Genomic DNA, 3,291 nt, shown 5'->3' on the forward strand with positions numbered 1-3,291 from the left:
GAGGTCCCACACACCGCTTTCCTGCAAAATCGAATACTTTCTCAACACAATTTTTGCTTATTTTTCAGGTCAATCCGCATTCTTCACGGACGACTCCGGAGCCCGCCGTCGACCCCGAAAGGCCCTGTCCATCAGGATCTATGTCGATCGACGACTTGATCTGCGTGGTCTTTCGTGGACAGGCTCTCGGCCATTTCAACGACACGTCGCCGGGCCTCGCGGTCACGGATCAAGCGAAAAGCTCTCAGAAGTCGAAACGAATCCGCAACCTCATCAGAACGGTTCTTGCCTGCCAATCCAACCTCTCGCGTAGCGCCCGTGCCCAGCTTAGATCATTGCGGGATTTGGTTCCAGCGGGGCGATGCCCCTGTCAAAGTTCGGTCGCGAGAAAGCACCACGCCGCCAAGGGGGACTCAACCGCCAGGCAGTTCGCAAGTCCTACCGACGGTTCGCCGCTCTTCAGCGTGATCAGGAATCAGGCCGTGGGAGTGCATTCACGATAGGAGCAGGGCGACCATCATTCATTCCAAAAGTCTAACGCTGCAGCCAAGAACTGGCGAAACTGTTCGACATGTCGAGACAGTTCACAATGGCGCTTTGGGCGTCGACTGTCCCGCCACGGCGGTTGGGGCCGGCACCGTTCTTTTCGCCAGGGCGCCTGCCACCCGCGGCTGATAGGATGAGACGTCTACGCCAGCGGGCGCCTTGCATGCAGCCGCCAGTGAATTCGTGGCAGCGACCTTCTTGGCTGGCGTCTGGGTGTTCGCCTTTACGTCCGCCTCGGTGGCGTTCGCTTGCAGCTTGCTCTGCGCATCCGGCGAGGGGGCCGGCTTGTTGTTATCCTGGTTGGCCCTTGCATCGCTCTCCGCCTTGCCCGTGGTCTGCATGAGCTTGATCAGGCCGGTCTGGAAGGTCCCCGCTCGGTAATAGGTCTCGAGGTCGCTAAGCGCGAAGCCGAACGGATAGACCGAGGTCGGGCAATACATGTTCGCATAGATAATCGCGGCCTGGTCATGCCTGGCGGTGCGCATCGACGACAGGACGTTCTGGATGATCTGGCTCTTCAGGATCTTGTCGTTGTAAGCGGAGTCGAGCCCGTTGATCAGCGTAGCCGTTTCCGACAGTGCATGTGACGTTCCCAGATTGCCGATCAGTCCCGCGGTGGTCGTCAGCACGCCGGACGTCACCTTCGTGCTGAAATCGACGATTTGCCCTTCATGCATTAACTGGGCTTCGTACTGGGTGTATTCGATGTCGATCACGTACATTCGGGCCGCAATCATGTTGTTGCGGGCCGACATCTGCTCCGCAGCCGTGCCCCTGAACAGATCGGCGTAGCTGTTTGCGTACGCCCTCATCTCCGTGATTTCATCCGATATCGGAGCGACTCGCTCAGGACCGCCGAGGGAGCCCGTCCAATTGCATCCCCCGAGGCCGAACGCAGCGGCGACGAACATAAGTCCTCGCACAATGCGGCGGGCCGATTTGCTTGTGCAGCCGACTGCAATGACGATCAGAAGAACGAACGCGCAATGTCCGCCGCCGAAACGCCGCCATCTCAGTACCCCTACATGAATGAATAGCTAGTGCAATGCGCGAACTATTTTAGGTTGAAGTCTCTTAGGCAATAGTCAATCGAGGCTCCGCGCGGGATATCCACAATCTGGAACTGATATGAACGGCGTTGCAAGATGCGTAGACATGGATCGCATACGGTACGTTTCGTACTGTCGATTGGGGTGTGCTCAGCTGTAATGGCTGTCTTGTTCGAATTGTTGTCGAGTCTGCCTTCATCACGTTCGGCCATTCGAGGAGGCGCCGCCCGGGGCGCGTCGAAGGTTAGATTGGTACCTCGACAATCGCATTAGCCATTCTGGTTCAGGTTAATGTCGTGCGGTTGTTGACGCCGTTGCCGCCCTGCTCGCAATGTTGTGCCATTGCGAGTCGTTGAGGTAACCAAATGATTGAGTTGATGGTGCTGTCTGCCTTCGTGATCGCTCTAGGTCTGATTTCAGCCAAACTTTATAGGCGGCGCCGGGACGTCTTGTATGGGCCGTACATCAGGCGCGGGCGCATCAACGAGCGTTCGGCCTAAGAGCCACGGCGAGCGCTCTTTGATAGGGAGCGCGATTCTATTTGGGCGGCTCATTGGAAGCGAGCTTGATGGCCGTTCTGATGACGAGGATCGGGGGAGAGGCCAGATCCGTCATCAAGTTAAGGTAGGGTGATCGGGAGCTCGCCGTCGCCAAGATCGCAGCGACCCCTGTTGGCTCTTGAATCCAACGTGAGATCCAGCCTGACGGTTGACCGGCAGTTAACCGATCTGGCCGATACTGCTGTTCCTGCCAGTCCGGAGACGTGGAAGTGTCCTTCCAGCTTACCGTCCTGAAAGTGCTGGCCGGCCAGCCCGCCGGGCGCGCCTCCGTTGCCGAGCTTCGGCACGCCGTCGAAATCTTGATGAACAGCGGCAGAGATTGGACCGACCGCATGAAGCGGCTCGCCGAACATGCGCCCGACCTGAATATCTTCTCAGCCAAGTTGGTGCTTCGCGATGTCGAAGGCTGGGAGATCACGGAAGATGGACGGCGATTCCTCTCCACGCTCGAAACCGCGGTCGCCGTTCGAAGACAATCGCCTCGATCGCTTGCCGCGCCGGCCTCCAGCGAGCCCGTCGAGCGATCGGAAGATGCCGCAAAGAAACCTGATCTTCCGCGAGGTCGTGGTCGGAGGCCGCGGCATCGTCGCGAGCGAGATCGACCCAATCGACGGGCAGTGTGAAGCGCCTTCGTCAACTTCGATGTCGCCCGGTTCGCTTCTGCGCAGACTCGCACTGAATAACAAGGCAAAGATTGCAGGCTTGGCTTGGCAGGAACTAGAGGCGTTCTGGTGCCAGTGAAGGGGCTTGCTTCGAACATTCTGTGCGAGCGGCACAATAATGCGCTAGGCGACCTCGCTAGCCTCATTGATAACTTCGTCACGGCGATTCGATCGTTCGATGGCGCTCCCAAGAGCAGGCACATCCAATTCAGCGGCTCCGGTATTGAACGTTGGATGCTGAAGTGCCTCCTCGGTCTAAGCGTCTCCAAGAACATCACATCGCAACTCAAGCCGGAGTGTACGGATCTCTTGTTTGAGAGGATCGATTGGCCGGACAAATGGGGGCTGTACTTTTCAACGAATTCATCGAACCCTATCTAGTCGTCCGTGAAGAATGCGGATTGACCTGAAAAATAAGCAAAAATTGTGTTGAGAAAGTATTCGATTTTGCAGGAAAGCGGTGTGTGGGACCTC

At 57.5% G+C, this 3,291-nt stretch carries 2 protein-coding genes; one reads left to right on the forward strand and one right to left on the reverse strand.

Annotated elements, in window-relative coordinates; all coding sequences use genetic code 11:
• Nucleotides 1–584: 584 nt before the first annotated feature.
• Nucleotides 585–1,457 carry a hypothetical protein gene (locus tag FBZ93_RS40320; protein WP_146993219.1) on the reverse strand — a complete coding sequence of 291 codons (873 nt, stop codon included), beginning with the start codon at nucleotides 1,455–1,457 and terminating at the stop codon, nucleotides 585–587.
• Nucleotides 1,458–2,364: 907 nt separating this feature from the next.
• Here FBZ93_RS40320 and FBZ93_RS40325 point away from each other — a divergent pair.
• Nucleotides 2,365–2,778, forward strand: a complete 414-nt coding sequence (locus FBZ93_RS40325; RefSeq protein ID WP_146993220.1) for a hypothetical protein — start codon at nucleotides 2,365–2,367, stop codon at nucleotides 2,776–2,778.
• Nucleotides 2,779–3,291 lie beyond the last annotated feature (513 nt).

The organism is Bradyrhizobium macuxiense, assembly GCF_007993935.1.
Classification (GTDB): Bacteria; Pseudomonadota; Alphaproteobacteria; order Rhizobiales; family Xanthobacteraceae; genus Bradyrhizobium; species Bradyrhizobium macuxiense_A.